This is a genomic window from Cellulomonas sp. P1_C4 (assembly GCF_056406355.1).
In genome coordinates this window covers 180069-203662 of sequence record NZ_JBFUAI010000005.1, presented here as the reverse complement: position 1 = coordinate 203662, position 23594 = coordinate 180069, and the positions used below count along the sequence as shown (strand labels likewise).

The window sequence follows — 23594 nt, the reverse complement described above, 5'->3', positions numbered from 1 at the left end:
GGTAGGGCCGACCACCGACACGATCTCCGGCGCTGCGATCGTGTTAGGCGCGGCGCCCACGGTTGTCGACGTCGTAGACCCGCGGTGGAGGCCCGAGAAGCTCGAGGACGTCCGCCCGGTGAGGGAACGCGTCTCGCACCTTGCGTCGGACCCGGGTGAGTGTCGTCGCGACCGACGCGGCGTCCGCGAGCCCGAAGTCGCGCGCGAGGTCCGCGTGCGAGGCCCCGTCGACATGGGCGAGCAGCAACTCCCGATCGCGGACGGAGAGCGTCGCCACGAGCTTCCGCTCGACCGAGTCCCAGATGCCGACGGCACTGGGGCCGACGTCGCGCATCCCCACCGGTGGCGCGGACGTCCCGTCGTCGGCCAGCCCCCTCGCGTCCCAGCCCGCCCGGACGACGTCGATCGACCGGTTGCGTGCCGCGCGGTTCACCCAGGCTCGCCAGTTCTCCAGGGAGTCGACGTCCTGGCGCAAGAAGGCGATCATCACGTCCTGCGCGACGTCGTCCGGCGTGACTGCCTCCCCGCGCCGATCGGTCATCAGGTAGCGCCGAGCGACCCCGGCGGCGATCGTCGCGGCCTCGCGCAGCATTGCGTCGTCGGGGCTGGTCATGGCGGCAGACTCCCCTCCCCTGGTCGTGTCAGTGGTAGCCGGTAGAACTGTTATCGGCCCGACCATCACAGCACTTTCGCAACGGTGTTCATGGTTCGGCCTCCGGCCACGTCGAACTCATTGTGAGCGACCGAACGGTCGCCTACGAGAGGAGAACGACATGACCGACACCGCGCTGTACGCCCCGTCTTGGGTGGACAAGAGCCTGCTGCCGACCGAGCTCGTGACGATGATCGCCCCGGGTCTCTACCAGGGCGGCACCGCCGACGACGCCTGGATCGACACGGCGACGGAGCTGCGCAGCCGCGCCGACACGAGCGGTTTCGACGCCGTAGTCACGCTGTTCGCTTGGGCTCTGCCGTGCAGCTGGGGAGTCGAGGAGCTGCGGTACGGCTTCCCCGACGCCCACCCGGACCTGGCCGACATGACCCGGGTCGTCGCCGCGGCCCGATGGGCACACGAGCGCTGGTCGTCGGGCGACCGCGTCCTGATTCGGTGCCAGGCCGGCCTCAACCGCTCCGGGCTGGTCACGGTCCTCGTCCTGATGCTCTCCGGCCGCACTGCGCAAGACGCGATCCGCCTGGTCCGCGAGCACCGCTCGGTGTACGCGCTGTTCAACCCTGACTTCGTCGACTGGCTGATCGACCGTGCGCCGGCCGCGCTCGCGTCGGACGTGGTCCCCGGGTGACGGGACCCGCCCCGCACGCCCCGCGCCACGCAGGTCATCCCCCGTCACATCGCACTCCTCAGGAGCACCCATGCATCTGTCCGCCCATCTCGATGTGGATGTCGTCGCCCTCGAGGCCGACGACACCGTCACAGTCCTGCTCGAGCTCGTCGCGCCGACCCCCACGACCGACGCCGCGCGCGCCGACCACACCGTCGTCGTCGTCCTCGACCGCTCCGGCTCCATGGGCGGCGGCCGCCTCGAGCACGCCCAGGGCGCGCTCCTGCGCCTGGTCGACCGGCTCGCCGACACCGACCGGTTCGGCCTGGTCGCGTTCGACGACCAGGCGCAGGTCGTTCTGCCGGCGGGGACCGTCAGCGCCGCCGGGCGCGACGAGATCCGCCACCGCATCGCCGCCGTCGACACCGGCGGCTCCACCGACCTGTCGTCCGGATACCTGCGCGGCCTGCAGGAAGCGCGCCGCGTCTGCACGGAGACGGGCGCCACGATCGTGCTGCTCTCCGACGGCCACGCCAACGCCGGCGTGACCGACCCTGACGCGCTCGGCGGGGTCGCCCGCAAGGCGGCCCAGCAGGCCATCACCACCTCGACCATCGGCATCGGCCTGGGCTACGACCAGACCCTGCTCGCCGCCGTCGCCCGCGGCGGATCGGGCAACCACGCCTTCGCCGAGCACGCCGACTCCGCGGCCGCCGCCGTCGCAGCCGAGATCGACGGCCTGCTGTCCAAGACCGCCCAGGCGGCGAGCCTGCACGTCGCGCCCACCGCCGACGTCCGGTCCGTCACCGTGCTCAACGACCTGCCCTCGACCGCGGTCGAGGACGGCGTCCTGGTCGAGCTCGGCGACTTCTACGCCTCCGAGACCCGCCGAATCGTCCTGACCTTCGCAGTTCCAGCTATGGCGGCGCTCGGCCTCGCGCAGGTCGCCACCGTGACGCTGACGTGGGTGGAGATCCCGACGCTCGAGGAGCACACGGTCACCATCCCGATCTCGGTGAACGTCGTTCCTGGGGATGTTGCCAAGGGACGCGTGCCCGCCCCGGTCGTCGAGCGCGAGAAGCTGTTCCTGGCTACGCAGCGCGCCAAGAAGGACGCTGAGGGAGCCCTTCACCGTGGTGACGTGGCTGGCGCGCGGGCCTATCTCGACGACGCGATGGGTGCACTCTCCGCGGCGCCGCCCGAGTCCCTGTCGAGCCGCGAGGCGGACGAGCTGACCTGGCTCGGCAACACCCGCGACATGCTCGACGGCCGGGGCGCCCAGTACACCGGGAAGCGACTCAACGCCGACCACGCCCACAAGTCTCGGTACGCAGGGCGGAAGCAGGGCGGCGAGATCGATCCGTCGTCTCACGAGCAGCGCTGACGAGAGCCCGATCGGGCTGTCCCAATCGCGGAGGCGGTCGACGAATCGGACGCCGCTTTGGCGCTCAGGTGTGCGCGGCGCACCTGAGCACCAGAGGGTGCCCCAACCCTCCTGGATTGACCGCGGCGCCAGCGAACAGGGCCGCTCACAGTTGTCGCGAACGACACCGCTGCGAATTCGGCGTCCCTCCGTAAGGCGACTCCGGCCTTCAGCTCGGCCGCTGAGCACAAGCCCGGCCGGTTCGGACGCGCCCCGAGTGCGCCGTGGGCGTGTGGAAGGACCACCGGCTCGTCAGCTCGCTGCCGACGCCGACGCGATGTCAGACCCTCGCGAGATCATGGGGTTCGTGGGCAGGACGGCGCGCGGCGCTGACCAGGGAAGGACGGCATGACAGAACTTGGCGAACGGTACTACTGGGTCGACGATGACGGAGCGGTCTGCGTCTATATCGGTCCCGACGGGGTGCAGGGCTACGCGCGGTCGCGGGGGCGGTGGATCGACTGGAGCGATGATGCCGGCGAGCGAGTGACCGACAGCTGGATTCGGGGCGGGGACTGGTCCGGGCCTTCGAAGGGGCCGGCCGTTGGGATTCCGCCAGCACCCCGGGCCGGAGCGCCGATGACTCGGCACGCCGCGACCCACGAAGGCGTGACTTACGAATGGAGCGGCGCCCTGCGACTGACCACCGAGATAGTCGTCGGCGGTGCGCGCACGACGGTCGGTGACTTCCTCGCGGCTCACGACGGAGCGGACCTTCCCGTCGTCGACGCCATCGAGGTGGCGGCGCGGGCCGACGTGCTGGCGTCGGGGCGCACGGACTTCGCGTGCCTGGAGGCCTTCGGTTCGACCTTCGCGAGGCGGCTCGCCGCTGGCTACGGCTGGCTCGACGGAGAGCTGGTGCCGCTGCCGCGCCTGGACGCCCACGCCCCGTTCCGCCCGCACGGCACGCGCCCGCCGGCGTTCGACGCTGCCGCCGAGGCCCTGCACTTAGCCGACCTCTACCCGATGTCCTCCCCCGAGTACCGGCGGGGCGTGCAGCGGGGCTACCAGCTCCTGACGCAAGCGAGCGCCGAGACGGACGACCCGGACCTGCAGTGCCAGTACCAGGACATCGCACGCGACCTCGCCATGTCACTCGCGATCGACTGGACTGAGGTCGAGCTCGTCGAGGTCCGGTACGCCGACGGAACGACCGCGACGCTCGACATCGGGGGCGATCCGGCGGCGACCGAGCAGATGCGCGGTGCCGTGGCCTTCCGAATAGTGCCCCCGCTCGACTGACCGGGCTGCTCGTTCCGGGACTTGATGGCATACCCGCGTTCCGATCGTCCATCGGGTACCGACGAGAGCCGAGTAACCACGTAATGGGATCCGGCCACCAGTCTCATCGCAGATCCTGGGGGTGGCGTGGCGCTACGGATTCGCAGGTGAAGAGGTAGCAGCCATCGATGAACTCAGGCCCACGTCCCGTTCCATGGATCCTTCGGGGTGGAGGAAGAGCAGCACAGCTTTCACGGGTGTGCCCGTGGCGTCATGAACACACCGCGCGTAGGCCTCGAGCTGCGGCCGGTAGTAGGCGACGCGGCTGTCGACCGCCCCTGTCGGTATCGCGTCCGTCTTGTAATCAACGATGACTAGCGTCCCGTCGTCGTCCCGGAAGATGAGATCGACGTAGCCCTCCAGGACCATCCCGTCGTCGAGCAGCGTGCCCACGTAGGTTTCCCGCCAGCTCTCCCGGCTGGCTGCTCGGCGCACCAGGTCGCTGGCGATCGCCGACCGCGCCAGGTCCTCGACGAGCTGCACCTGTCCCGTCACACCTTCAGCCACCGCCTGCGCCGAGGCGGCCTCGGACAACCCGTCGCCGGTCGCCAGGTCGACCGTCTGCAGGACCGCGTGCACCGCCCGACCGACGGCCGAGCCGTAGCGACCCTTCGACCACGGCGGCAGCTCGAGATCGCGCGGACCCTTGTACAGCCCCGGATCGCCGTCCTTGGGGACCGCCAGGACGACCTCCGGTTCGGTTCCCTCCAGGCCGGAAGCGACGATCGAGGAGTCCTTCGCTGCGGCGGATCGAGCCGCGACGATCCCGCGCTGCCAGTCCTCGAGCTCGGGAACCGGCGGCGCAGGCCTCGGCGGGGCGACCCGGTGTACCGGGTCGACCGCGGGTGGAACGAAGGGGGTCCCGGCAGCTGCGGCCCCCGCACCTGCCAGCGTCGCGGCCGAGGTGGTCGCCTTGGAGCCTGCGGCACGGTGCAGCGAGACGGCGAGGTGATCACGCGCTCGGGTAGCGGCGACGTAGAGCAGTCGGAGCCGTTCCATGTCGTCCATCTGCTCGTCGACGGGTGCCGCGTCGTCGAAGTCGCCGGTCTGCACACCCTGCGCAACCCTCACTGAGTAGCCGCCGCTCGCCGGCCAGAGCAGCCGGACGCCGGAGGCGTTCCGGGGGCGGGCGGTCATGCCCGACAAAATGACGATCGGGAACTCGAGTCCCTTCGCCGCGTGGATGGTCATCACGCGCACGGCGTCGACGTCCGTCTCGGGCAGCACCGACTCGGCGACGCGAGACGCCTCCTGCCCCTGGAACGCGGCCCACGCGAGGTACGCCCGCAGGCCGCCGTGCGACACCTCGGACCAGGCCCGAGCCTGGTCGACGACGAAGCGCAGGCGGCGCCAGCCGTCCCGGGCGCGCGGTCCCGTGGCGGCGACCTCGAGCATGCGACGGTCGTCGATGATCGCGCTGAGCAGCTCGCTCGGCGCGTCCCACCGTGCCGCCGCGGAGAGCCGTCGGATGGCCCTGAGGGCGTCCGCGACTGGGCCTGTGAGGTTCTCCTCCTGACGCGACCACGGAACGAAGCGGCCGCCCTCGTGCCGCCAGCGCCACAGGTCGTCGTCGCCGCACCCGAACAGTGGCGAGCGCAACGCGGTGACGAGCGAGAGTTCGTCGGTCGGGTCCGCGATGGCACGCGCGCACGCGAGCAGGTCACGGACCTCCGCGGCCTCGTACACCAACGAGCTCGCCTCGGCCCGGTACGGCACCTCCGCGGCCTCGAACGCGTCCTCGAGGAACGGCAACGACGTCCGCGCGGGCACGAGGACCGCGATGTCGCCCAACCGGGCGGGTCGCCAGGCCTTCGACGATTCGTCGTAGACCTGCCACCCGTCGGCGAGCGCCTGGCGGACGACGGCCGCGACGTCCGCAGCCTCGCGCTCCCGCAGGATCGCCGCTGAGGCGCTGGGCAGGTCGGCGTGCGCGTCCGAGCCGAGCACGACCACCGCCGGTCCGTGCCCGACCTCGTCGCGGAAGTGGTCCAGCGGCTCGTAGTCGGGCTGCGCGCCCGGCACCGGCGTGATGAGCTGTGAGAAGACGGTGTTGACCCAGTCGAGCACGGGTGCCACCGTCCGGAAGTTCGTCGTGAGGCTCACAGGCTCACCGACGTGGTGCTGGGCGTCGAGGTAGGTGGCGATGCTGGCCCGGCGGAACTTGTAGATCGACTGTTTGGCGTCACCGACGACGAACAAGCGCCCCGGGGGCACGACGACGTCGATCCACTCGTCCTGGACGGCTCCGGCGCCGCCCGCGATCCGGATGGCGATCTCGATCTGAAGCGGGTCCGTGTCCTGGAACTCGTCCAGCAGCAGCCGCTGGTACGTGAGGTGCAGGTCGGCTCTCGCGTCGGCGTCCCGCACGAGCAGTTCGCGGGCGAGAACGAGCAGGTCGTGGAACTCGAGCCGGCCGTCTCGGCGGCGGGCCTCGGCCGACTCGAGCACCCGCTCCGCGGTCCACCGCGTCATGCGTCGCAGGCACGCGTCGAGCAACGACGCGACGACCGCGCCAGCCTCGTCGGCGAGCTGCTGAGCCCGCGCCTTGACGACGTCGATGGGCTCGCGCCACGCGGTCTTCTTGCCGTAGGAGAACTTGAGTGCGCTCATCGCGGTCAGCGCAGCAACGCGCGCGGCATCGTCGACCGCGTTCTCCAGTGCGTCGAGAGGCCCTGCCACCGCGAGGATCTTCGGCAGGAGCTTGTCGTCAGGGTCTGTGCATGTCGCGGCGCTGGCGACGACGTCACGACCTAGACGCCGGAGCGACGTCAAGTCGGGTAGCCGGACCGGCACGGACTCGCCGACGAGCACCCGGTCGGCGATCAGGTCCCAGTTGGCGCCGAGCGCCCTCGCCAGCGAGCGCACGTGCTCCAGCTTCAGGCCCGCGGCGAGGCCGAGCAGCAGCGGCTCCTCCATCGCGTCGTCGTCCAGTAACGCGGTCTGCAGGACCGCCCACCGTTCCGCGAACGCTACGGAGGACCCGACCTCGTCGAGCACCTCCAGCACCGGGGGGAGCCGGGCGGCGATCGCGTGCTGGGCGAGGATCCGCTGGGCGAAGGCGTGCAACGTGCCGATGGCCGCACCGTCGAGATCGTCGAGCGCCTGCGCAGCCTGTTCCTTGCGCTCGTCGTCGGCGCGCCACACCGTCTCGAGCTCAGCCCGCAGGCGGTCGCGCAGCTCGGCGCCGGCCTTCTCGGTGAACGTGACCGCGGCGATCGAGTCGAGCCGGATGTCGTCGACCAGAACCAGTGTGAGGATCCGCCCGACGAGTGCCGTTGTCTTACCCGAACCGGCGCCGGCGTTCACGAACAGGGTCGACGCCGTGTCCGTCCTGATCCGGTCGCGTGCGCCCTGATCGACCGGGGCGGTCATCCCAGGGCCTCCGGTTCGATCAGCTCGACCAGCTCGCGCAAGCCGTCGTCGTGCCTCTTGCGCTCCCACCGTTCCCGGTTGGTGCCGTGCCCGATCCCGTCGGGGTTGCAGTACCAGCACTGCACCCAGGCGAAGTCCGCCCCCTCCGGTGCCCGCAGCGGGAACCGTCCCGCCGCGATCGACCGCACGACCACACCGAGTGCGTGCGCAAGCTCCCCCTCGACCGCAGGCGTGAGGTCGATGTCCAGCCGGCCGGGCTCCTTGCGCACGAACCAATAGCCTGCCCGGACGGCGGAGGATGCCGTGCCGTACCGCTCGCGTGCCGCCAGGGCGTAGACGGGCAGCTGGAACTTCGCGGCGCCGGCGAGCGGGTCGTCCTGCGTGATCTCCTTGAACGACCGCCGGCTGCCGGTCTTGAGGTCGGTGACGAAGATGGTCCCGCTCGACCCGACGTCGACCTTGTCCGCGCTCCCCCGCAGGTGCACGGTTCCGCCGTCGACAGCGACCCCGACGGCAGGCAGGCCATCCGTACCGAACCGCATCTCGCTCGCGACGACGCTCGCCCCGACGGATGCGCGCCACTCGTCGTCGTGGTCGAGCATCTTCTGCAGGTCGGCCTCGATCCGGTCCCGCTCCAGGTTCCAGAGCCGCGGGTGCCCGGTCAGACCCTTGGCCTCGACATCGGCGGACAGCTCCCGCGCTATCTCGACCAGGCGCGCCCGCTGCTCCCCCGACCACGGCGCGCCCGGCCCCGGCAAGTCGTCCGCGAACTCGCGCACCAGTCGGTCGAGGCCCTCGTGCATCAGTGTCCCGACGTCCGCCGAGCTGATGGTCACCAGGTCCTCCGGCGCCTCGAGCGGTGCGACCCCCAGAAGCCGGTTCACGAAGAAGCCGTGCGGGCAGGAGACGTAGCTCTCGAGGGCGGTCGGGGACACGGTCAGTGCCCCGTCCGCGTAGTTCGGGAGGCCCGGCAGGTCGCCGAGGTTGCCGTCGAACCGTGAGAACGAGGCGGCAGCCCGGGCGTGCAGCATTTCCTCCGCGACCGCGACGACAGCATCCGTGAGTCCGCCCTCGCGGGCTCGGCGAGTCCGCCACTCCTGCTCGGTCGCGACGTGCGGTGTCGTCAGGAGCGCGCTCGCGTACGAGCTGATGGCGACCAACGACCCGTCGGCGTACGTCGCCTCCTCCCACTTCGTTGCCTCGAGTCGCTTGTTGTCGCTGAGTGCCCGCAGTGAGCCCAGTAGCCAGCGGCTCGGGAGCCGTCGACTGGAGCGGCGCAGGTCCCCGCGCGGGAAGGACGCCACGACCTCGGGAGCCGACGAGAACGCGGCCAGCAGGTGTCGGTGCGCGCGGTTCCGCAGGTCGCGGGATGTCCGTAGGCTTCCGTGCGCGGCTGCGCGCACCGGGTCGGGCAGGAGCGCGTCGACCCGGAGTCGCCCTGGGTACTGGTCCTCGCTGAGCCCGACGACGTGCACGACGTCCAGGTCCAGGCCCACCGCCTCGGACAACGGGGCCACCAGCACCCCATCGCCGACGCGGCCCACCCTAGGCAGCGCATCGTCCAGCTCCAGCTCGAGGGTCTCGCGCAGGGCCGTCAGCGAGGCGGCGTCGTCGATGCCATCCAGAACGTCCAGCCCGCACAGGACCGATGTGAGGACCGCGAGTGCGTTGCGCTCCTCCGGCGGCAGTCCGGTCAGGTCGTCGCCCTCGCCGATCAGGGTGCCGACCAGCTCCAGGCACCACGTCGACAGCTCGGCCCACGATGTCATCTGCTCCGCGCCGGCGAGCTCGTTGCGCAGGCGGCCCACGAACGCCCCGAGCTCGGCGGCCGTCTCGGCCCGTCGCCGTGCCCGTACGTCCGCCCCCGGGCGTGCGTCGTCAGGTCCGGCCTCCGCCTTTGCGACCTCCCTGGCCACAAAGGCCGACAGTCGCCCGTCCCAGTCGTCGCCGCCCACGATGCCCGCCTCGCGTGAGGTCCGCTCCCAGCGCGACACGGGGACCCGGCGGCCGGCGAAGTCGCGCACGGGCGCGTCCGCGAGCGCCCGGAACAGGTCCGCGCGCGGCACGTCGTCCTCGCTGAGCCGCAGGATGCCGAGCACCGCCCGGGCGACAGCCCGTTCCACGACGGGTCGAGTTCCTGGGCCCTGCACACGGATCTGCGCCGCGCCCAACTGCTCGTGCAGCAGCCGTCCGTACGGATCGGCCTTGGCGTAGAGGACCGCGATCCGCTCCGCGCGCGTCGACTTCAAGGCCTCGACGACCTCTCGGACGACCGCCCGGACCTCGTCGTCGGAGTCGGAGGTGTTGAGCACTCGCGTGGCGGTCGCGACCTCGGCCTTCGCGATGCCGTCGCCCAGCAGCCACCGGACCGTTTCGTCGGCTCGCTCGACGTGCGTGACTCCCACCAGCACGTGGACGTCGCCGACCCTAGCGAGCGCCCGGACGAATCGTTTGTGCGCGGCGCTCAGGTCCTGGGGCAGGTGGACGACGACGGGCGCCGTCCCTGTTGCGCGTTCGGCCGCCCCGTCGAGCAGATCGCGGACGTCGTACCAGTCACGCGCCAGGGTCCGCGCGACGTCCCGGTGCAACCGCACGGTGTCCCGCGCCGTGCTCGACGCCGCCGCCACCGCGTCCAGCTCCTGCTCCGACAGGTCTCGCAGCTCGCGGTGCGCTCGCGCTAGCGCCCGCACCGTTGCGGGATGGTCAGCGACCGCGTCGAAGACGCCGGGGTCCGCGCGCAACGCCCGGCGCCAAGCCGCTGCGACGACGGGCCTCGTGGCGGGCCGTCGGGGCGCGAGGCTTTGCACCACGAGCCGCTCTGCAAGCCGGTCGAGGGTCGTCACTTCGATCCCCGCGATCCCGGGGGCGGCTGCACCCCCCGGATTTACTCCGTGCCGCGCGAGATGGCGTCGAGCAACGGTCCCCGCCAGCTGGCTCGGAGCGACGACAATGACCGAAGCCATCGGGTCGTCGCGCTTCAAACGGGAGACAACGGTCTGCAGCGCCGCCAGCGCAGGCGCCCCATACGGCGTCGTCGTCACGTCGAACATGGCCACCTTCCGCCAGAGCCTTACGCGGCACCGCGCCTTGCCATCCCAGCACAGTTCGTCGTGCCGAGGGCCGGATGCGGTCGACTTGCGCCGCGTGCTTCCTCGACAGGTGCCTGGCCGCTTTCGCTATCGTGCCAAGTACCGCGGCCAATCCCGCCCGCGCCGGTCGTTCACATGGAGATCAAATGGCCGAGCCATTCACGGACGATCCATGGCCCACGCTCGGAGTCGCGCATGCGCGCTATCTCGCCACAGTCTCCCCGTACTACGACGACGTCCTTCGGGACGTCGCGAGCACGATCAACGACCGTGGCGACATCGGCAAGACGGAGATCGGCGCACTCCTTTTCTGGAAGCGACTCCGCGCCAATACGCCGTGGGTCGGGAAGCTCCACGCCATCCCCGACGCCGAAGTGCGCGCGATTACCGCTCGCGCCGTCGAAGCGGTTAATGACTTGAGTCTGTCGCTCGCTGAGGCGGCAGCACGAGGCCGCGGCCACCTTGATGTACTCCCCGGATTCCGGACTGGCAACGCGCTAGCCTCCGCGTTGCTTACCGCGGCCGCTCCAACCCGGATGGCCGTGTACGACCGTCGTGCGAAGCTCGGGTTGCTGCAGCTGGGGGTGGCACTCCCTGACCGCAAGCAATACCGAACCTACATAGCGCATCTGAGCCATCTGCTCGGCACCGCGCCACCTGAGTTCGCCAACTGGGTACCCCGCGACCTGGACCTCGCGCTGTACACACTCGGCGGAAGGAACGGCGCCGAGTAGGCCCGATGCGCCTCCGCTTGGGAGCCAAGACCGTCGGCCGGGCCACCGACGTCTTCCGCGCGGCGGACGCCGACGGTGACGGGGTCCCGCACCCCCCGGGCGAGGGCCGCCGCCGAGGATGCGGCACGAGCCGTTCGCGGTGCTGCGGCTGACGTGCTCGGCGCGCGGTTCAAGCGCAAGAGCGAGCATGGCGATGCTCGTGCTGATGACCCCGAAACGTTGGGGCGGGAGCCCTGAGCCGTAACGCCGCAGGACCAGGGCGTTCTCACAGTCCGCCACGCGTGATCTCCTGGCTCCTTGTTTCGGGGCCGGCACTGCATCGGGCCGAACGGATCGCCGACGCGCATGCCGGTGGCGTGGTGTCGAGCCCGTGCAGCTTCCGAAACCCCGCACCTACTCAAGAATTGCTCTCCGTTGGACGACGATGAGTATGAAGGAGGTAGGCGCGGTCGCGGTGTCCCGAACGGGACCAGCGTGCGAATCTGATGCCGGCGCCTGAGGCATGCCACTACCGAGAACCGCCGCGATGGCGATTCGGATCCTCCTGCGCGAGCGTGCCCATGACCTCACTCAGCTGCGACAGGCGATGGCCGCACGGGGTTGGGGCGACCACCCAGAGGACGAGTACGCGCAAGTCATCGCCGGCATGCCTGACGTCTCTCGGGCCCCGACAGGATTCATCGTTCTCAAGGAGCGACCCGAGCGAGGCGCTAGTCGAACTGCGGTGCCGACAGCCGTGTCCCCTCGAATCTCCGCGCGCACCGACCAGAAGGCACCACGCGCGACTCCAGCGGCACGGATTCAGCTTCAAAGGCCGTCAGAGAAACCGCCACTGGTCACTGCTTCACCACCACCGGCCCGAGAGCCCCGTCGCGTCGACGAGCGGTCGCTCGCCGAGCAGCTGTCCGACCGCTCGATCACCTCGCGTGTTGCAGCACTGCTCGCGCTTGAGGCGCTCGACGGCCTGCTCTGTGGGCGGTGCGACGGTCGGTATCGCCAGGGCAGGTGCCTATGCGGGACCTGAGCCTCCGCGGTGACCTTGCCGATATGCGTCAAGCACTCGACGATGAGGTCGCCGCGGTCGCGACCCAGCGGCGCCGCTTCACCCTGGTCGGCGGCGTTGATCGCAATCGGAGCGCCGCGCATTCCGTCGTCGAATTCCCGTCGGCCGACGTCGAAGGTGTCGAGGAAGGGCAAGAAGCCGAACTCACCGTGGGCTCCAAGGCCCACCAGGCAGAGATACTCGAACTCCGGCGGACGTCGATCGTCCTCCTCGTGCGCGCGTCGATCTCTGTCGTTGGAGAATCGTGCCGGCTCGCCGTTGACAACGCGGCGCTCGTCCGCCAGCTCCGGCGACGCTTGGACGCCGTCGACGACGACAAGTGGTTCGATGCCGACCGAGCCGACGGCCTTCTCCGTAACCCGTCCAGGACTCAGGATCCGCGTTCGATTGACGGGCTCAACGAGCGACAAGCCCAGGCTGTCGCGACAGCGCTCACCCCGGGCAGCACCTACTTGTGGGGTCCGCCAGGTACCGGCAAGACGACGACCGTCGCTCGCGCAGTTGCGGAACTCGTGAAGGCCGGATTGAACGTTCTCGTTGTCAGCCACACCAACGCGGCCGTTGACCTCGCCCTGGTTCGGGCGGCTGACGCAATGAGCTCGGAAGGGCTCATGACCCCGGGCGTCATCGTTCGGTCGGGCGCGTACTCGTCCGCCATCACAGACGCCCACGCCGGCCTTCTCACGGTGTCCGGCACGCTTACCGCGCAGGGAGCGAACCATACGAGCGATCTCGTCCGCATTCGCCAGGCGATCGAACAGTGCCGCGAGAAGCGGGCCCTGCTTGACGCTCATCGCCAACGAGACGACGTGAAGTTATGGGACCAACGACTCGTCGAGCTCGAGGACGTCGCGCAGTCGCTTCAAGAGTCCATCCGTCACCTCGAGGCCGCCGTCATTCGGGAAGCAGCCGTCGTCGGAACGACCGCCCATCGTGCGGCGTGCGGGCGTCTCGAACGACAATTCGACGCCGTCGTGATCGACGAAGCCTCCATGGTGTCCGTCCCGTCGGCGTGGCTCTGCTTGGGGCTCGCACGCACGCACGCACTCATCGCCGGCGACTTTCGGCAACTTCCGCCAATCGTCGTCTCTGAGACTGCCCGCGCTCGGAGGTACCTAGGTCGGAGCCTGTTCGAACACGCCGGCACGGCGAGGGTCGCAGCCTCAAAGTCCGCCCCAGGGTTGATCGCTCTGACGGTGCAACACCGCATGACCCAGGACGTGGCGAAACTCGTCGACGCCTCTTTCTATCCCGAGATTCAGCTGCAGACAGCCCCCGGAGTGTTGGCTCGCGTGCGCGAGCCATTCTTTTCGGAGGTTCCCGTCGTCGCGGCCCTGAACATCTCCTTCGCCCGGTCCTTCCGAGCCAAGCAGGGAAGCCAGTTCAACCCGGTCAGCGCGCAGCTCTTCGCGGGGCTCGTGCTGGCCTGCGGTGACGCCACCGCAGTCACACGCAAGTCGCTCCTGGCGGTCAGCCCGTATCGGGCGCAATCCGCATTGCTGCAGAAGGTCGCACAAGATCTGGCAGGGTCGACGGCACGGGAGCCGATCGGCTCGACCGTGCATCGCGCGCAGGGGGACGAAGCCAGCTCTGTCTACTTCGACATCACGGAGGCACGGCCCGAGCAGCAAGTCGGACGGTGGTTTCGTGGGACGGAGGTCGACGGTGACACCAGCCGGCTCATGAATGTGGCGTTCAGCCGGGCCAAAGACCAGCTCGTTGTCGCCGGCGCCGTTCGCGACTTCATCAGAAAGATGCCGGCCGGAACCCCGAAGGAAGCACTCGCGAGAGTGGCAGGCACCTCCTCGGACAACTTCGTCGACTACGTCGGGAAGGTCGATGACCCCCGGTTCCATCTCCTCTCGTCAGGGATCGCCGACCGCGTCCTGGCCGATCTCGCACAGTCTTCGACGTCGGTTGCGTTCTACCTCAGTCATCTCGACGACGAGGTCGTCAATGAAGTGCGCGCACTACGGCACGACATCGGCGATGGGGTTCTTCGGCGGGTTACGGCAGGCATCTCGCGGAATCAGTCGTGGCGCGACTGGTCGCTGCAAGCCGAGGAGCTGCGGCTCGTCGGTTACGAAGTCGACCTACGGCTCCCCATGGAGCTCGATGCTGTCGTCGTGGACGAAACGGTGCTCTGGACGCTGGACCGTGTTCCTCTTGCTCGCGCGGGCCGCGGGATTCGGACGGCTTTGCGGTTGCTCGCTTCAGAGTCGGTCTCGCTCTTGCGAACCAAACCGCCGAGCGCTGTGGGGCCTGGCAGGCAGTCGGACGAATGCCGTCAGTGCGGCCGAACCCGCGCACTCGTCGACACGTTCTTCCGCGGCGTGCCCGACGTACGCATCTTCTGCCTCGTCTGTGATCGGGCGATGGAGCGCTATTTCGCGTGAATAGCCTCGGTCCCCTGTTCCTAGGAGTTCGGGTCGTGACCTGACGGCCGCGTCGATCACACACCCCTCTTCCCCGCGGCGCGCCGCTGACGTGCCAACCTCATGCGGGGTGCACGCCGGATCGGACAGCCCAACGCGCCCCTGAGGTGCACAATCACCCCATGCCCTCCGCCTTCGGCTGGCTCGACACCGACGCCGAGCAACGCCGCAAGATGCTGGAAGTCGTCGACCTCTTCAAGGAGGAAGGGACCGTCGACGAGCTCGGGATCGGCTCCATTCGCGATGCCCTCGCCAACTCGATGTTCCCCGGGACTTCGGTGCTTCACACCCGCCTCCGCTACGTCCTCTTCGTCCCGTGGCTCCTCGAACGGGCTGCACGCAAGGCCACGCCATCCGAGATGGCTGCAGAGTTCCGCGCCCTGGAGTACCGATTGATCTCGAGCCTGCTCGACGGCGGCGAACTGCAGGGCGTCATCGGGAACCACGCGAAGAACAATCTCAAGCGACTTCCGAGCGGCATGTACTGGTCAGCGCTCGGGGCGTGGGGCATACGCCTCGACGACTTCTCGAGCGAAGGGTTCTTCCGACGGCAGTACGACGTCGGCATGCTCGCCCGACGCACCGCCGCGACGGACGACCCCGAGGCCCGCGAAGCCATGCCCCGCAGCGGCCTCGACCCGCACCTCCCTTCGGCACCCGACAGCCTGCTCAAGTCGATCGACTTCGGCCTGACTACGGAGGAGGAGCAGTACCTCTCCGACGTCATCGCCGGCTCCACGGCGGGTTCGATGCTGTCGTGGCTCGTCTACCACGTCCCCACTGATCTCCCCGGCTATGTGTGGGAGGTCCCCAACCTCGGGGATGCGCCCGCACAGCTCGCCGAGACCGCCGACCACGCGCGCAGGTTCCACACGGCAATCCACGGCGCGGCCCTCGTCTACAACCTCCTGCTCGCCCGCAAGAGCCGGCGCGACGACGCCGTCGCCGACTTCGAGGCGCAGATCGACGAGTGGCGGGATGAGCTCGTCAGCACCGAGGCGCTCGTCGGCTGGAGCCGCGCTGACTGGTGGGCGACGATCCGACGCCAGAACCCGCGTCTCCGGCCGGTCACACGACAGTTCGTCGACTCGTGGGTCGACCTCGCAGCCGCCGACGACGACGTCGCGCACAGCGCGGCCGCGGAACGTCTGGTCTCCACACGAGAGCGACAGATCAAGGGCGGGCGGGCGCGCCTCGTCAACCAGTCCGCGCTCGACCGGTGGTCCGGCTCCAGCGGTGTCGGACGGCATGACTTCCGCTGGCGGACCGCACGTGCCCACCTCGCCGACCTCTACGCGGCCCGGGAGCCGGCATGACGCTCACGCCCGAGACGCGGGTGCTGCTCACGGACGCGCTCCGCCCGCCGGCAGGGCACCGGGTCGAGATCGCCGTCGGCACGACGTACTCCCTCAACCTCACGGCGCTGCTCTTGGCGCCCATGTCGTTCGCTCTGTTCGACGAGACCACGCCCGACAACGTTGCCGCGGTGGACCCGATCCGCCTGCTCGAAGCCGTGCGACGCCACGCCGAGCACACGACGGTGTTCTGTCAGGCGGGCGGTATCCACGTCCCGACGAACTACCGCAGCATCCTCACGTTCGTCGAGGACAGCGTGCTCGAGGTGATGCCGCCTCGAGAGCGCGCTATCTTCCACCCCAAGCTGTGGGCGCTGCGGTTTGTCGACCAAGACGGTCTGCACCGGCACCGCGTCGTCGTCCTCAGCCGCAACATGACACTCGACCGGTCGTGGGACACGGCGCTCGTGCTCGACGAGGATCCGGAGGGGACGATTGCCGCGGCACCCGCCGCGGAATTTCTCAGTCGGCTGCCAGGCCTCGCCACGGCCGGCGTCACCCCCAAGCGGTCGCTCCAGATCGACGACCTCGTACGGACGCTCGCCGCAGCCACGCTCGCTGCGCCCGCGCCCTTCACCGAGGGCGCACTCCTTCCGATCGGGCTGGGAGACGACCACGTCTGGCCATTCCCGAAGGAGGCCCGGCGCGTCCTGGCGATCAGCCCATTCCTGACCAACGCGGGCGTAGCCGCTCTCGCCCGCCTGACGTCCGACCGGACGATCGTCTCCCGACCCGAGTCGCTGGACCTGCTCGGCGCCGACGCGCTCGCCGGGTGGAAGGTCAATGCCCTGCAGCGACTCGCCGAGGTCGATCCGGCCGACGACGTCAGCGTGGCGTCCCACGCTCTGACCGAGTTCCAGGCGGGCAACGAGGGACTGCACGCCAAGACCTTCGTCGTCGACCTCGTTGACCGCGGCGCACAGTCGATGACCGTGACCGGGAGCGCCAACCTCACGACCGACGTCTGGGGAGGCAACGTGGAGTTCGACGCGATGCTCATCGGCCCGACGTCGGCGTGCGGGGTCCGCGCCGTTCTCGACGGATCGACGGACGTGCCCGGCCTCGGCCAGATCCTCGAGGAGTACGCCCCCGTCGGCGCCGGCGGCCTGACCGACCCTGCCATCGCGACGTCGTACGCGATCGAGTGGTTCCACCAGCAGCTCGCGTCGAGCCTCCCCCAGCTCCACGTGACGGCGCTCGACGACGACCGGGTCGAAGCGCGCCTGACGCTCGTCGTCACTGGCGACGCACCGGGCCGAACCTCGGTCTGGCCCGTGTCCCTGCCGAAGGATGTGCACGAGCTCGCGCTCGCTGAGTCGCTCGCATGGACACTCGCGCCCGTCAATGTCACGCCGTTCATCGCGGTCGAGACCGTCGCCGGGGATGGGGACGCCAGGGTCACGCGCAGATGCGTCCTCAAGGCGACGCTGTCCGGCGCGATCGACGCCCGTCGGCACGAGGCTGTCTTCTCGATCCTGCGGAGCAAGGACGACGTCCTGCGCTATCTCGTCTTCCTCCTGGGCGACCCCTCTTACGACGCGCTGTTCGCCCAGCTCGCCGGCGTTGACGGCGATCGCTTCTCACCTGAGGCTACGGGCGKGAGCAGCCTAGACGTCGCGCTTCTAGAACCCCTGGTGCGTGCGACGGGCCGGGACGAGGACGCACTCGCGAGGGTCGCCAGCCTGGTCGAGGAGCTGCGGGCCCTGCCGAACGGCGCCGACCTCGTCCCCGACGGCTTCGACACCCTCTGGGATGTCGTGTGGCAGGTTCACTCGGCGGAGCTCCGGTGAGGCCGGATGCGACGGCGGCGCTCGCCGGCCTCAAAGACTTCCAGCGGGCGACCGTCGACCACGCGTTTCGTCGGCTGTGGCTCGACGACGACCAGGAGAAGCGGTTCCTCGTCGCGGACGAAGTCGGCCTGGGCAAGACCATGGTCGCCAAGGGAGTGATCGCCAAGACCGTCGAGCACCTGTGGGACACGGACAAGCGCATCGACGTCGTCTACATCTGCTCGAACGCGCAGATCGCTCGGCAAAACCTCAGCCGCCTCAACGTCGTCGGTGGCGCGGAGGTCAAGCACGCCGACCGGCTCACACTGCTGCCCAAGGTCATCCGGAACTTGCGCGACCAGCGCATCAACTTCGTCTCGTTCACCCCCGGGACCTCGTTCCAGGTGGGCCAGTCGGGCGGCGCCGCGGCTGAAAGGGTGCTCCTGTACTGGATGCTGGCCGCCTGCTGGGGACACCAGGCGGTCAGGCCGACGCGGTGGCAACGCTTCTTCGAGGGTCGCGTCCGTCGCGACACGTTCGTCAACCAGCTCGCGTGGTTCGACAGATCCATGCTCGACGACGAGCTCTGCCGCTCGTTCGGTGAAGCGGTCGACACCGCCACCGGCCCCGGCGGCGGACCGCTGCGCGCGGAGCTCGAGGCGTGCGTGCAGGACTTCAACTACCTGCGCGGGAAGCCCAGCGACGCCTTGAGCGACCGGCGCTTCCGGCTCATCGGCGCCCTGCGTCACCTGGTCGCCCGCGCGGCGGTCGAGCACCTCGAGCCCGACCTCGTGATCCTGGACGAGTTCCAGCGCTTCAAGGACCTGCTCGACGCCGACGACGAGGGTGCGCGGCTCGCGAACGCGATCTTCGATCATCCCGACGCGAAGGTGCTCCTGCTCTCCGCGACGCCGTACAAGATGTACACGCTCCCCGACGAGCCGGAGGGCGACGACCACTACCGCGACTTCACGCGAACCGTCCGCTTCCTCGCCGGCGACGAGCGAGCACTCGTCGTCGAACGCGAGCTGCGGACCATGCGAGAGGCACTCGTCGGCGGCGGTGACCTGACCCGGGCTCGGCAGGCGCGAGACCGTGCCGAGCACGAGCTGCGGCGTGTCATGAGCCGGACCGAGCGGCTCGCGTCGACACCGGATCGCGACGGCATGCTCGTGGAGCGCGCCTTTCCGGGTGTCGAACTGGCGGCGTCGGACCTCCGGGCATGGCGGACGTTCGACGACGTGGCGCGCACGATCGACCGTCACGACGTCTTCGAGTACTGGCGCTCGACCCCCTATCCGCTCAACCTTATGGAACGAAACAGCTACCAGATCCGCACGAAGTTCCAGGCGGCGGCGGAGCGCCAGGACCCCGGCGTCGCAGCGGCGCTCGCGGCCCCCCACGGACTCCTCAACTGGGACGAGATCCGCACGTACACCCAGATCGACGCGGGCAACGCGAAGATGCGGGGCCTGAGCCGTGACGTGCTCGACCGTGGCGCGTGGCGCTTGGCGTGGCTCCCGCCCGGGCTGCCGTACTACGAGCTAGCCGGCGCCTACGCCGAGCCCGAGCTTCGGACCTTCACCAAACGTCTGATCTTCTCGGCGTGGGCCGTCGTCCCCAAGGCGGTCGCGGTGATGCTCAGCTACGAGGCGGAGAGGCTCTCGGTCGAGTCAGGGCGATATCGCGGACGCGCTTACGACGAGCGAGCGATCACCCAACCGCTGCAGTTCCGGCTCGCCGGCGACCGACCGGCGGGAATGCCGGCGCTCGCACTGCTCTTTCCCTCGCTCGCGCTTGCGCGCGCCGGAGACTCTCTCGAGGTCGCGCGCACGATCGGCACCCTCCCCGTGAGTCGGGACGCGTTGCTCGGTCTCGTCCGGAGCCGCGTGAGCACCCTGCTCGCGGCCTTGCCGACGGGCCCGCCGGACGGTGGCGCTGCGGACCAGCGGTGGTACTGGGCCGCGCCGTTCCTCCTCGACCGAGCACTGGATGACGAGGATGCGCCGCTCCGCTCACGGATGCTCGGGTGGGGCACCGACGACGAGACCGACGGCCAGGAGTCCGGGCTCGCGGCGCACCTGCGGCTGGCCGGCGCGGTCGACGAGCTTGCCTTGGGCCAGCAGCCCGACGACCTCGTCGAAGTGCTCACGACGCTCGCCGTCGCTGGACCGGGGGTGTGCGCGCTCCGTGCCCTGTCTCGTGTCACGGGTGGGCCGACGGCAATGGCCGACCCGACGATCCGCGAGTGCGCCTTCCGGGTCGCGCAGGGTCTGCGCTCGCTGTTCAACAAGCCCGAGATCGTCGCGCTGCTCAGGACCGGCGACGACGACGAGTCGTACTGGCGGGCCGTCCTCGACCACTCGCTTGATGGTGGCCTGCAGGCGGTCCTCGACGAATACGTCCATGTCCTCGTCGAGTCCGAGGGCCTGCAGGACGCCAAGCCGCACGAGCGGGCGACGACGATCACGGCAACGATGGTCGAGGCCCTGGCTACGCGCACGGCGACGAACGCCGTCGAGGACGTGCGCATGGTCGATGGCGAGATCCGGCTCGAGGAGCGCCGGATGAGCAGCCACTTCGCCGCCCGTTTCGGCCGCGCCCAGTCCGACGACAAGGCCGCGATGCGCGAGACGACGGTACGAACGGCGTACAACTCCCCGTTCCGCCCGTTCGTCCTCGCGTCGACGTCGGTGGGTCAGGAGGGGCTCGACTTCCACACCTACAGCCACGCGATCGTGCACTGGAACCTGCCCGGCAACCCGGTTGATCTGGAGCAGCGCGAGGGTCGGGTGCACCGGTACAAGGGCCACGCCGTCCGCAAGAACATCGCCGACCAGCACGGGGCCGCGGCGCTCGACACGGCCACGGACGACCCGTGGGCGGCGATGTTCTCGGCCGCCGTCAAGGAGCGGGCCGACGACGCATCCGACATCACGCCGTTCTGGATCTTCACCCGTTCCGGCGGTGCGGCCATCGAGCGCTACGTCCCGGCGCTGCCGCTGAGCCGAGAGGTCCAGCAATACCGGCGACTTCTGCGCACAGTGGGGGCGTACCGCCTCGTCATCGGCCAGCCACGCCAGGACGACCTCATCCGGTATCTGGGTGACGACATCTCGTGGCTTCGGATCGACCTCACCCCGCATCCGCTGGGCGCGACGCCTATGACCTGACCGAGCTCGTCGCGGTCTCGCGGACGCAAGCTGGCAGTCCTGTAGACAGTGACCGGCCACCGTTACGTCCGCTGGTCCGGGTCGTTCCAGCGTGTGCTCAGCTCGGCCCGCAACGCTCGGACCTCTGACGTCAGTGCGTCAACGTGTGCCCGTGTCGCGGCCTGCTCCTCTTCCTTGGCCCCCGCTACGCGTTCGACCAGCCACGAAGCAAGGGTTGCCGTGACGACACCCAGCAAGGCAATACCGCCGATCATCAGCGCGACGGCGACGAAGCGGCCCGTCGTGGAGACCGGGAACCGGTCGCCGTACCCGACGGTCGTCACCGTCGATGCCGCCCACCACAGCCCGTCGCCGAACTCCGTGATGTTCGCGTCGGGGTGGCCGCGCTCAGCGTCAGTGATCGCCAAGGCACCGCACACGATGAGCAGCACGGTACTCACGGTGACGTACACGACGACCCGACCGCGCAGACCGCCCGACCCGGCCCGATGCAGGATCCCGAGCAGCGCGACAAGCCGCAGCAAGCGCAGCGGCCGCAGGACCGGCAGCGCGAGCACCGCGAGGTCCAGCAGGTTGCGTCGTACGAACCGCCGGCGATCGTCCGCCAACGCGAGTCTGACGATGTAGTCGACGCCGAAGGCGATCCACGTCACGGTGAGAACGATGGAGCAGGCCTCCCGTGCTGCTGGCGAGATCGTGGGGTCCACGATGGGGATCGCATACGCGATGAGGAATGCCAGCCCCGCAACGACCAGCGGCCATTCGACGGCGTGTTCCCAACGCTCCGCCCTCGTCATGCCGCCATGCTGGCACCCACCGAGGGCGGGCGCCTCGCAGACGCGCCTGCGATATGCGCGCCCGTTGGCCCCGAAATGAGCGGCAAGCGAGACCGCGCTCGTCCGCCCGGCCCCCAGGTGTCAGGACGTTCCAGACTCCGCGTCACACTGCCTGAGCAACCGCGCAAGCACCGTAGCGAAGTCGAAAGACCGTGCTGATGTGCCGGGAATCAAAGGCGATACGGCGAGCACGGCCGAACGGCCCGAACGGCCCGAACGGCCCGAACGCCAGATCTGCACGTCCGCGATCCGGCATCCATCGAATCTGCCGGTCGTTAAGCCACTCCGTTGAGGGTCAACGAGCCTGGACGCCTCGCCTCGAGCGTGGCGTCGCCCAGGAGCTCGTTCAACTGGTCCTCACGACAGGAGCCCTCCATCCGGAACGGACGGAGGGCTCCTTGCGATATGAGTGCGTCAGGCCGCGTCCGGCTCGATCGACCCCTCAAGCTCTGCGAATTTGGCCTGCATCGTCGGGTTGCTCTTGGTGAGCTTCTTGATGGTGAGGCCCGACGCCTTGTCGTTGGCCAGGCGGAGGTTATTCCCGGAGCCGAGCAGACCCTCTTTGACCTTCTGGAGGCGGTCGATCGCCCGGTCGATGTCCTCGATCGCGGTGTCGAACTTCCGACTCGCGAGGTCATAGTTCCGGCCGAACGCGGTCTTGAATTCGTCGAGCTCGGACTCGAAGTTCGTAACGTCGACGTTCTGCCTCTTCGCCTGCTCCAACTCAGCCTTGACCAGGATGGTCCCTTGGGCGCCGTTACGCAGCAGCGAGATGATGGCGAGGAAGAACTGCGGCCGGACGACAAACATCTTTGGGAACTCGTGCGAGACGTCCGTGATGCCCGTGTACAGCTCAGAGTCTTCCTCGAGCATCGAGACGAGCACGGCGTACTCGCAGCCCTTGTCCCGCCGGTCCTTGTCCAGTTTGGCGAAGAAGTCGCTGTTCTTCTTCCTGGTCGCGGAAGCGTCCGCTTCATTCTTCATCTCGAACATGATCGAGATGTACTCCACGTCGTCGTCGCTGAAGTCGCGGAAGACGTAGTCGCCCTTGGTGCCGCCCGAGGCGTCGTTGTCCTTGCCAAACTCGGCGTAGGGGAAGGCGAGCGAGCGCACGCGGTTGAACTCCGTCTCGCAGTGCTGCTCCAGCGTCTCGCCGAGCAGCTTGACCGAGAGCTTGGCTTTCATGTCCTTGTAGCGCTCGATGAGGTCGTCCTTGAGGGCGAGCTCCTTGGAGTGGGACTCCTTGAGCGTGGCCTCCTTGACCTTCTCCTCGGCCTCCTGCAACGCCAGCTTGTTGCTCACCTCGGCGAGCCTCTGCTGCGCGAGGGATTCAGCCCTGGCGATTGCGAGCTCCTGCGCAGTCGCGGCGTTCTTGAGGTCGGCCTCGAGTCGCTGGATCTCCGAGTCCTTCTGGGCGCCGGCCTTCTGCGACTCCTCGGCTGCCTTGGCGATGGCGAGCGCCTGGGCGGTGTCGGCGCCCTCGAGCTCGGCCTTCAGGCGCTGAATTTCAGCGTCCTTTTGCGCGGCAGCCTCTTGCGCCTGCTGGGCGACCTTTGCCTCCGCGAGCTCGATCTCGGTGTGCTTGGCCTTTTCGGCGTCGGCGAGGCGTGCGTGGAGCTCGGTCTCGAACTCCGACGTGCGCACCTGCTGCACCAGGTTGGCGTACTCCGTCTCGTCGACGCTAAACACGCTCCCGCAGTGCGGGCACTTGATCTCGTTCACTGGCTTCGCTCTTCCATCAGAAGGAAAGGTCTTGGAAACATTCTCCGCGAACCGCAAGGACC

General features: G+C 69.2%; 13 protein-coding genes. 8 read left to right on the top strand and 5 right to left on the bottom strand.

The window, feature by feature from the left end:
• Positions 1–43: 43 nt before the first annotated feature.
• The gene (locus AC1DYZ_RS05580) at positions 44–613 is read right to left on the bottom strand and encodes an RNA polymerase sigma factor (protein WP_477064208.1); all 570 of its coding nucleotides are present in this window, start codon (positions 611–613) and stop codon (positions 44–46) included.
• Between the two features lie 160 nt (positions 614–773).
• Here AC1DYZ_RS05580 and AC1DYZ_RS05575 point away from each other — a divergent pair, with 160 nt between their 5' ends.
• From AC1DYZ_RS05575 to AC1DYZ_RS05565, 3 genes are all read left to right on the top strand, one after another.
• Positions 774–1301: a protein-tyrosine phosphatase family protein gene (locus tag AC1DYZ_RS05575; protein ID WP_477064207.1), complete on the top strand. Its 528-nt coding sequence runs from the start codon at positions 774–776 to the stop codon at positions 1299–1301.
• 70 nt (positions 1302–1371) lie between these two features.
• On the top strand, positions 1372–2664 hold the full coding sequence (locus AC1DYZ_RS05570) for a vWA domain-containing protein (protein ID WP_477064206.1): 1293 nt from the start codon (positions 1372–1374) through the stop codon (positions 2662–2664).
• Between the two features lie 648 nt (positions 2665–3312).
• The gene (locus AC1DYZ_RS05565; RefSeq protein ID WP_477064205.1) at positions 3313–3945 is read left to right on the top strand and encodes a hypothetical protein; all 633 of its coding nucleotides are present in this window, start codon (positions 3313–3315) and stop codon (positions 3943–3945) included.
• 132 nt (positions 3946–4077) lie between these two features.
• Here the strand turns inward: AC1DYZ_RS05565 and AC1DYZ_RS05560 are convergent, their stop codons facing one another.
• Both AC1DYZ_RS05560 and AC1DYZ_RS05555 read right to left on the bottom strand, forming a co-directional pair.
• A complete protein-coding gene (locus tag AC1DYZ_RS05560; protein ID WP_477064204.1) occupies positions 4078–7356 on the bottom strand; it encodes a UvrD-helicase domain-containing protein in 3279 nt (1092 codons plus the stop codon).
• Complete coding sequence (locus AC1DYZ_RS05555) at positions 7353–10046, bottom strand: PD-(D/E)XK nuclease family protein (protein WP_477064203.1); 2694 nt, start codon at positions 10044–10046, stop codon at positions 7353–7355. Before AC1DYZ_RS05555 ends, AC1DYZ_RS05560 begins: the two co-directional genes overlap by 4 nt.
• Positions 10047–10591: 545 nt before the next feature.
• Here AC1DYZ_RS05555 and AC1DYZ_RS05550 point away from each other — a divergent pair.
• The 5 genes from AC1DYZ_RS05550 to AC1DYZ_RS05530 all read left to right on the top strand — a co-directional run bounded on the left by AC1DYZ_RS05550 (position 10592) and on the right by AC1DYZ_RS05530 (position 20974).
• The gene (locus AC1DYZ_RS05550; protein ID WP_477064202.1) at positions 10592–11179 is read left to right on the top strand and encodes a hypothetical protein; all 588 of its coding nucleotides are present in this window, start codon (positions 10592–10594) and stop codon (positions 11177–11179) included.
• 1011 nt (positions 11180–12190) lie between these two features.
• Positions 12191–14638, top strand: coding sequence for a DEAD/DEAH box helicase (locus AC1DYZ_RS05545; protein WP_477064201.1), 2448 nt, complete (start codon positions 12191–12193; stop codon positions 14636–14638).
• 161 nt (positions 14639–14799) lie between these two features.
• Positions 14800–15993, top strand: coding sequence for a DUF6361 family protein (locus AC1DYZ_RS05540; protein WP_477064200.1), 1194 nt, complete (start codon positions 14800–14802; stop codon positions 15991–15993).
• Positions 15990–17822 carry a phospholipase D family protein gene (locus tag AC1DYZ_RS05535; protein WP_477064199.1) on the top strand — a complete coding sequence of 611 codons (1833 nt, stop codon included), beginning with the start codon at positions 15990–15992 and terminating at the stop codon, positions 17820–17822. Before AC1DYZ_RS05540 ends, AC1DYZ_RS05535 begins: the two co-directional genes overlap by 4 nt.
• On the top strand, positions 17819–20974 hold the full coding sequence (locus AC1DYZ_RS05530; protein WP_477064198.1) for a helicase-related protein: 3156 nt from the start codon (positions 17819–17821) through the stop codon (positions 20972–20974). Before AC1DYZ_RS05535 ends, AC1DYZ_RS05530 begins: the two co-directional genes overlap by 4 nt.
• A gap of 62 nt (positions 20975–21036) precedes the next feature.
• Here AC1DYZ_RS05530 and AC1DYZ_RS05525 read toward each other — a convergent pair whose 3' ends face one another.
• A complete protein-coding gene (locus AC1DYZ_RS05525; protein WP_477064197.1) occupies positions 21037–21771 on the bottom strand; it encodes a potassium channel family protein in 735 nt (244 codons plus the stop codon).
• Positions 21772–22224: 453 nt separating this feature from the next.
• A complete protein-coding gene (locus tag AC1DYZ_RS05520; protein WP_477064196.1) occupies positions 22225–23532 on the bottom strand; it encodes a DUF2130 domain-containing protein in 1308 nt (435 codons plus the stop codon).
• Positions 23533–23594: the final 62 nt, after the last annotated feature.

What these genes read in the sequence shown, in the direction of transcription:
- AC1DYZ_RS05525 (WP_477064197.1), bottom strand. Translation starts at nt 21,771, where the DNA reads ATGACGAGGGCGGAGCGTTGGGAACACGCCGTCGAATGGCCGCTGGTC.
- AC1DYZ_RS05540 (WP_477064200.1), top strand. Translation starts at nt 14,800, where the DNA reads ATGCCCTCCGCCTTCGGCTGGCTCGACACCGACGCCGAGCAACGCCGC.
- AC1DYZ_RS05570 (WP_477064206.1), top strand. Translation starts at nt 1,372, where the DNA reads ATGCATCTGTCCGCCCATCTCGATGTGGATGTCGTCGCCCTCGAGGCC.
- AC1DYZ_RS05580 (WP_477064208.1), bottom strand. Translation starts at nt 613, where the DNA reads ATGACCAGCCCCGACGACGCAATGCTGCGCGAGGCCGCGACGATCGCC.
- AC1DYZ_RS05550 (WP_477064202.1), top strand. Translation starts at nt 10,592, where the DNA reads ATGGCCGAGCCATTCACGGACGATCCATGGCCCACGCTCGGAGTCGCG.
- AC1DYZ_RS05560 (WP_477064204.1), bottom strand. Translation starts at nt 7,356, where the DNA reads ATGACCGCCCCGGTCGATCAGGGCGCACGCGACCGGATCAGGACGGAC.
- AC1DYZ_RS05575 (WP_477064207.1), top strand. Translation starts at nt 774, where the DNA reads ATGACCGACACCGCGCTGTACGCCCCGTCTTGGGTGGACAAGAGCCTG.
- AC1DYZ_RS05545 (WP_477064201.1), top strand. Translation starts at nt 12,191, where the DNA reads ATGCGGGACCTGAGCCTCCGCGGTGACCTTGCCGATATGCGTCAAGCA.